This window comes from Algoriphagus sp., assembly GCF_024642405.1.
Classification (GTDB): Bacteria; Bacteroidota; Bacteroidia; order Cytophagales; family Cyclobacteriaceae; genus Algoriphagus.
Genome location: NZ_JAHEBC010000175.1, coordinates 1 through 7,264, shown reverse-complemented (window position 1 = coordinate 7,264; position 7,264 = coordinate 1). Strand labels below are relative to the sequence as shown.

Here is a 7,264-nt window from a genome sequence, read left to right as displayed (position 1 = left end):
GATTTTTCCATTAGAAATAGTAATTTCCAGTGGTTTCCCATCCAAATACGAACGTCCAAATAATATCAAATCATTTTCCATGTTCTTATTTTATGTCCGTAAGCAGCGTAGAACACCAAATACAAATAGCAAGGAAAAAGTACCCAATAAGCAATGCGAACATTAAAACTATCCGCAAGTGCTCCGTATATCAGAGGCATGATGGCATTTCCACAAAGCCCCATAATCATGATTGATGCTCCTAGTTTAGTAAACCGTCCAAGTCCATCCAGTGCCAAAGGCCAGATTCCTGCCCAAACCAAGGAATTAGCTAAGCCTAACAGCACTACAAACCAGATAGAAACATCTGAAGTGAGCCCAAAAAGAGTAACCTCTCCCGATGTGAAAATAATCAAGAGAGTAAAAATTGTCCCCAAAAGGGTGCATATTCTCAGGATATTGACCTGAGAAATAACTTTAGGAATCAATGAAATACCTATTAAATATCCGATGATCGTAAAAGCTAAGGTAAATGAAGGAAAGACTTTAGCTTCCATTAATCCTATCCCAAATGAATTTGCGTAGCCAATCACTGTATCGATAGCGATTACTTGAGTTCCAACATGGAGAAAAATAGCTAAAGCTCCTAAAATCAAATGTGGGAATTGTATAATGGATTTTTTGCTGGAATTGGCCACTGCTAGTTCCTCGCTTTCATGTTCCGTATCGATTTCTGGAAGTGGTGAAAAACGAACCAAAATTCCCAATCCTACTAATACCGTTCCTACAAAGGCATACGGGGTAATCACTCTTCGAATCAACTCATCCAATACAGCATTTTTCTCCAGTTCGCCCATGGTTTCCAATTGATTGAAGAGTTCAGTATCCCCTACTCTGAGAACCACGGCAGCAAAAATAATTGGAGCTAAAATTCCTGCGCCTTTATTGAATATCCCCATGATGCTGATCCGTTGGACCGCTTTATCCTTGGGGCCCAAAATTGTCACATAGGGATTTGCTGCGGTTTGAAGCACTGCAAGGCCTGTTCCTAATGTGAAAAGCCCTAATAAAAACACTTCATAAGTTCTTCCCATAGCAGCGGGAATGAAGGTATAGGCCCCTACTGCCATAATAAAAAATCCAAACATCATTCCCTTTTTAAAACCAACTGCCTTCAGCAGGTAAGAAGAAGGAACAGACATCACTAGGTAGGAAATGTAAAAAGCGAAAGCAACTAAATAGGAGCCAAAATTACTGAGCGTAAAGGCAATTTTGAAATAAGGAATAAGAATGGCATTAATCCAGGAGACAAAGCCAAAAACGAAAAATAAGACTCCAATAATTCCAATTGATATCCAAGTATCCTTTTGGCTTAATGATTCCGCTTTTACGGCCACTGATTTTGGGGACATAGTTCTTTTGGGCTGAAAACAAATGATAGTAATCTCAAAATGAATGGTTGAGAATTATTATAAATACAAAATTTTTTTCCAGCAAAACAAGACTTTTCCGATCAATGACCTGAAAGTAATGACGAAGATCCTTGGTCTAAAAATAATTGGCAATGAGGATGATTTTGAAGGATTGAAGCTGGATGATCAGGACTAATTGGCCCTTCAAAGCAATTTTTGATTGCAATAGCTTTTCTTGTATCTGGAACAGAGCATATAATCGCTTTCGATTTCATGATTTGTCGGATGGACATGCTGATTGCTTGATTAGGAACTGCCTCTAAATTTGGAAACCAGCCTTCTCCAAACTGTTGCATCCGGCAAGCTTGATCTAGATCCACAATGATATAAGGATGTTCAGTTTCAAAATCTGCAGGAGGATCATTAAAAGCCAAGTGTCCATTTTCGCCAACTCCGACAAAAGCTACATCAATCTTATTTTTCTTTATCAAATTACCCAATCGATAACATTCTTCTTCCGGATTTACTTCTCCATTAATTAAGTGGTAGCCTTTTAATTGTGGTAAATGATTAAAGAATCGCTCTAATAAATATTTTCTAAAGCTTGCCGGGTGAGAAATTGGCAAACCTAAATACTCATCCAAATGAAAAACAGTAACCTTGGACCAATCAATATCTTTTTCAGAAAGCAATTGCTTTAATGTTTCAAATTGACTGGTGCCGGTTGCTAAGATGATATTGGCAAAACCTTTATTTTGGATTGCTTCTCGAATTAACTTAGCACCATTTTTTCCGGCAAGTTTTCCTAATTCTATGGAGTTTTGGCTACAAATTATGTTCATAGAATGAGGTTTTATTGGGGTTTTAAATTTTCAATTAAATTATAAAAATATAATTGAAAACATTGAGATTTCTCCCCTTGGTCCAAATGACTACGTGTCCATGACTACAGGAAATGATAAGCTCTAAACCAACCAATTTCACTTTTCGGTTGCAAATACATCCAATTGACTTAATTTTGAAATTCAATTTTGATCTATGACTGAAGAATCCGCATCACTAAATTTTATTGAACAAATTATTGCTGACGATTTGGAGGCTGGCCTATCAAAAGATAAGCTTCGTTTTCGATTTCCTCCTGAGCCTAATGGCTATCTTCATATTGGCCATGCAGCTTCTATTTGTTTAAATTTTGGATTAGGCGAAAAATATAATGCCCCTGTAAATCTTCGATTTGATGATACAAATCCTGCCAAAGAAGAACAGGAATATGTTGACGCCATCAAAAAAGATATACAATGGCTGGGTTTTAAATGGGCCGAGGAATGTTATTCTTCAGATTACTTCCAGCAGCTTTATGATTGGGCTATTCAATTGATCAAAGAAGGCAAAGCTTATGTCGATGGACAATCTGCTGATGCCATGGCTGAACAAAAAGGAACGCCGACTACTTCTGGAGTGCCGGGTCCATTTCGTGACACCACTGTACAAGAAAATCTGGATTTATTCGAGCGGATGAAAGCAGGTGAATTTGAGCAAGGAAGCTATGTGCTTCGTGCAAAAATAGATCTGAGTTCTCCTAACATGCTGATGCGTGATCCGATTTTATATAGAGTTGTCAAAAAATCTCATCACCGAACTGGAAACGATTGGTGCATATACCCTATGTATGATTGGACTCATGGTGAGTCAGATTATATTGAACAGATCTCTCATTCACTTTGTACTCTTGAATTTAAAATGCATCGGGAGTTATACGATTGGTTTTTGGATCAAATAATCGACCCCACTAAATTAAGACCAATTCAGAGAGAATTTGCCAGAAGAAACTTGAGCTATACTGTAATGAGTAAGCGAAAGCTTTTAGAATTGGTACAAAGTAAAACGGTTTCAGGCTGGGATGATCCAAGAATGCCTACTATTTCTGGTTTGAGAAGAAGAGGATACACTCCTGAATCCATCCGAAACTTCAGTGATCTATCTGGAATTTCAAAGCGAGATAGCGTTACCGATGTTTCATTATTGGAATATTGCATCCGTGAGGATTTAAATAAAACTGCTACGCGAGTGATGGCAGTTCTTGATCCTGTTAAATTGATAATTACGAATTACCCTGAAGGCAAAATCGAAATTCTTTCAGCAGAAAACAATCCAGAGGATCCTAATTCTGGAACCCATGAGGTACCGTTTTCAAGAGAGCTATTTATCGAGCGGGAAGATTTTAAAGAAGAAGCAGGAAGTAAATTTTTTCGATTGACTTTGGGTAATGAAGTTCGATTGAAAAGTGCCTATATAATAAAAGGAGAATCGGTGATTAAAGATGATGCAGGAAATATTACTGAAATTCATTGTACAGCTGACTTGGATTCAAGATCTGGGAGTGGCACAGAAGCAAGCACTAGAAAAGTAAAAGGAACACTTCACTGGGTTTCTATTCAGCATGCAATAAAAGCCGAGGTTAGAGAATATGACAGGTTGTTTTTGGATGAAGCTCCTGATAGTCATGAAGATAAAAATTTCATGGACTTCGTTAATCCTGATTCCTTAAAAGTGATTAAAGAAGCCTATCTAGAGCCTTTCTTACAGCTAGCTACCTTAGATGATAAGTTCCAGTTTCAGCGTTTGGGATATTTTACGTTGGATAGGGATTCGACTTCTGACCAGATGGTATTTAATAAAACAGTAGGATTGCGCGACTCATGGGCGAAACAAAAACCGGCTCCTACGCCTCAAAATAATCAGCCTGCAAAACAACAGAATCAAGGTGGTGCACAGCCTCAAGGGCAGCGTTCTGCTATTAATGAGATTCAAAAGATAGCCAAGAAATACACCAACCTATCAGGAGATAAACTTGCTGCTGCTAGGGCAGATATTCTAAAACTTGCTGAGGATGTAAATTATGAGGAGTTAGAACCTCTATTTGGGACTGCAGCTAAGAAAGTAGGAACAAGAATCGGAGTAATGATTGCTCTAGGTGTTTTGTTGAATAAGGGTCAGGAAAGGAATTCTGAAATCGATTCATTTATCAAAATTGGATTGGAAGATGAGAACGAGCAATTGGTAGAGGAAGCAAAGAAAGTTGACAATAAGCTGTAGTTCATTAGTCAGGGTTTAGCTAAAGAATATTTTGAAATTAACGCTTGTGGAATTAAATCTACGAGCGTTTTTTTATTGCTTTTGAAATGGAAGTTATGGCTTTAACATTGATATTTAATTGAATTTCAATAACTTGATTAATACCTAATCAATATGAAATCCAAATCTCATTTTCAGGATAAAGTAATTTGGATTACCGGAGCATCTTCTGGGATCGGTGAGGAAATGTGCTATCAATTTTCCGAACTAGGTGCCAAATTAATTATATCTGCACGAAATGAGGGTCAGTTAAAAAGGGTAAATGCCCAGTTGCCCAGAAATCCAGGTTCTGCAATGGTATTGCCTTTGGATTTGGAAATGATTTCTGATTTGGCAGAAAAAGTAATCAATGCAATCAGCTACTATGGAAAAATAGATCTGTTGATTAATAATGCAGGAATAGCCGTTCGGGATTTTGCGAAAAATACAAGTATTGAAATTGATCAGAAGTTAATGAATATCAATTACTTTGGATCTGTGGCACTATCCAAAGGATTGCTTCCATATTTTGAAGCTCAGGAATCAGGACATATCGTAGTTGTCAGTAGTCTTTCAGGAAAATATGGCGTGCCAAAGCTAGCTGCTTATGCAGCTCCAAAACATGCTCTGCATGGTTTTTATGAGTCTTTGAGAAGTGAATTGATGGATACTGGGATTTTCATTTCTTTGATTATTCCCGGCATTATTCAAACTGAGATAACAGCTCACGCAGTATTAGGGAAAGGAGAAAATTATGGCAAAGTTGAGACAGCTTTTAAGAAAGCCTATCCAGTTGAAAAAGCTGTGAGAAAAATGATTGGTGCGATTGAAAAAAGAAAAGAAGAATATTACGTTGGAGGTCCTGAGGGATTTACTTTGTGGGTTAACAGGTTTTCACCATGGCTGTTACGAAGATTAATTCGAAACCACCCACTGAAAAAAATTCGATCAATCAAGGAAAAGCTTTTTTTTTGGAATTAGAATAGAATTTGTTTTATAGCCAATCAGTTTTTTGTTTTCAATCCACTTTTAAAAAATACATTTTCCATATACCTCGGTTTTTCACATCAATGCTGCCTCTATATTCGCAGTCAAATTCATCTTTTATCAGTTCGTAAGTAGTTTCAGACAGGTTGATTTTACCTGGGACCGAATTGGTTTCCATTCTTGAGGCAATATTGACAGTATCTCCCCATATATCATATTGCCATTTTTTGATTCCAACAATTCCTGCCACGATAGGGCCTGTATGAATACCGATACGCATTTCAAAGCGGGTCAGATTATCATCCACTTTAGTATTCACAAACTCCATCATTTCTCTAGCAGCTAATACCACATCCTTTGCATGCGTAAGATTTTCAATGGGTAGGCCTCCAGCACACATATAAGAATCTCCAATCGTCTTTATTTTCTCTAGGTTGTATTTGGTGCTGATTCGATCAAATTCCTTGAAATAATAATCAATGCTCTTTACTAACTGCTCTGGACTAATATGTTCGGAAATTGCTGAAAAGCTTTTGAAATCTGTGAAGAGAACTGTTGCAGAATTGATCCGCTGGGCTTTGACCTTACCTTTTTCCTTTAATTCTTCGGCAGTTTCAGCCGGAAGAATATTTAATAATAGCTCCTCAGACCTATTTTTCTCTTTTTCTATGATCTGTTTGGTTTCTTTTTCATATCGGTACCTACGAAAAATAACGAAAGTAAGAAGTGCCACTAGAATCAATAAAAGCAGAACTCCATAAATAATAAATCTTTGTCTTTTGGCCTGCAGATCTTTAATGAAAGATTCCTTTTCCAATAGATCCACCGTGATCTGTTTTTGAGAAACTTCGTAATCTGTTCTGAGATTAGCCATTTCTTGTACCGCTGCGATATTATTGACGCTGTCCCGATAGATTATATGATTTTTATAATATTCAAAAGCCTTGGATGTATCTCCTATTTGTTCATAGATCTTTGAAAGAGTCAGATTTGACTGACTGATCTGATCTTTCAAACCATATTGATTAGCGAGTTCTAAGCTTCTTTCTGCATAGTTCAATGCTCTTTTTTGATCTCCATTTTCTAAATATATGAATGACATAAATTCCAAATAAACTGAAATTGGATAGAATTCATTGTACTCCTCCAGAAGTTTAATGGCTTTATTTATGTTTTCTTCGGCATCGCTATTATTACCGTTTTTGGCATATATCATTCCTAAATTCCCAAAGCAATAAGCCTCTCCAATCGGGTAATTAACTTGCTGGAAAATTATTTGGGCTTCTTTTGTATAAAGCAAAGAAGAGTCTAGTTTACCAAGGGTCAGGTATTCATCTCCTGCATTAAAAATGGCACTAGCTAGACCTAAAGAATCGTTCCCATTTCTAAGAATTTCAATACCTCTGCCATAATATGTAGCTGCATTTTGGCTATTTTCACTCTGGGAATAGGCATTTGCAATTGCAATAAAAAGTTTTCCCCTTCCTTCTTCGTAATATTCCTTTTCAGCGTATTTCAGACCTTCAAAATAATACTCTAAACCTTGGGAAAGCTCTCCTTTTAATATGTGCCCATTGCCTAAATGTAAAAATCCCTGAAAAGTCATGAGATTGGAAGAATCCTTTAATGATTCATCAAAGAGGATTTTCCCATATTTGAGCATACTGTCAGGATTGGGTTCTTCTTGGAGCAAAGAAACCAGAAGATCTAGATTTTTGGGATTGGATTGAAAATATTGCTGCTTTAAGCTGTCAACGAGATCATGCCGCTGG

The 7,264-nt window shown here is 37.0% G+C and carries 5 protein-coding genes; 2 read left to right on the top strand and 3 right to left on the bottom strand.

What is annotated here, in order from left to right; translation table 11 throughout:
- Positions 1-65: 65 nt before the first annotated feature.
- Positions 66-1,391: a sugar MFS transporter gene (locus Q0L68_RS13050; protein WP_296703879.1), complete on the bottom strand. Its 1,326-nt coding sequence runs from the start codon at positions 1,389-1,391 to the stop codon at positions 66-68.
- 101 nt (positions 1,392-1,492) lie between these two features.
- Positions 1,493-2,233, bottom strand: coding sequence for a glucosamine-6-phosphate deaminase (locus Q0L68_RS13045; RefSeq protein ID WP_296703878.1), 741 nt, complete (start codon positions 2,231-2,233; stop codon positions 1,493-1,495).
- Between the two features lie 196 nt (positions 2,234-2,429).
- On the opposite strand from Q0L68_RS13045, the gene Q0L68_RS13040 reads away from it, so the two are divergent.
- Entirely contained in the window at positions 2,430-4,487 is a 2,058-nt protein-coding gene (locus tag Q0L68_RS13040) for a glutamine--tRNA ligase/YqeY domain fusion protein (RefSeq protein ID WP_296703875.1), read from the top strand.
- 153 nt (positions 4,488-4,640) lie between these two features.
- On the top strand, positions 4,641-5,486 hold the full coding sequence (locus Q0L68_RS13035) for an SDR family oxidoreductase (protein WP_296703873.1): 846 nt from the start codon (positions 4,641-4,643) through the stop codon (positions 5,484-5,486).
- Positions 5,487-5,523: 37 nt separating this feature from the next.
- Here Q0L68_RS13035 and Q0L68_RS13030 read toward each other — a convergent pair.
- Positions 5,524-7,264 (bottom strand): adenylate/guanylate cyclase domain-containing protein (locus tag Q0L68_RS13030; RefSeq protein WP_296703869.1); only part of this gene is annotated, 1,741 nt, incomplete at its 5' end.

Coding starts and splice junctions, on each gene's coding strand:
- Q0L68_RS13050 (WP_296703879.1), bottom strand. CDS start 1,391: ATGTCCCCAAAATCAGTGGCCGTAAAAGCGGAATCATTAAGCCAAAAG.
- Q0L68_RS13045 (WP_296703878.1), bottom strand. CDS start 2,233: ATGAACATAATTTGTAGCCAAAACTCCATAGAATTAGGAAAACTTGCC.
- Q0L68_RS13040 (WP_296703875.1), top strand. CDS start 2,430: ATGACTGAAGAATCCGCATCACTAAATTTTATTGAACAAATTATTGCT.
- Q0L68_RS13035 (WP_296703873.1), top strand. CDS start 4,641: ATGAAATCCAAATCTCATTTTCAGGATAAAGTAATTTGGATTACCGGA.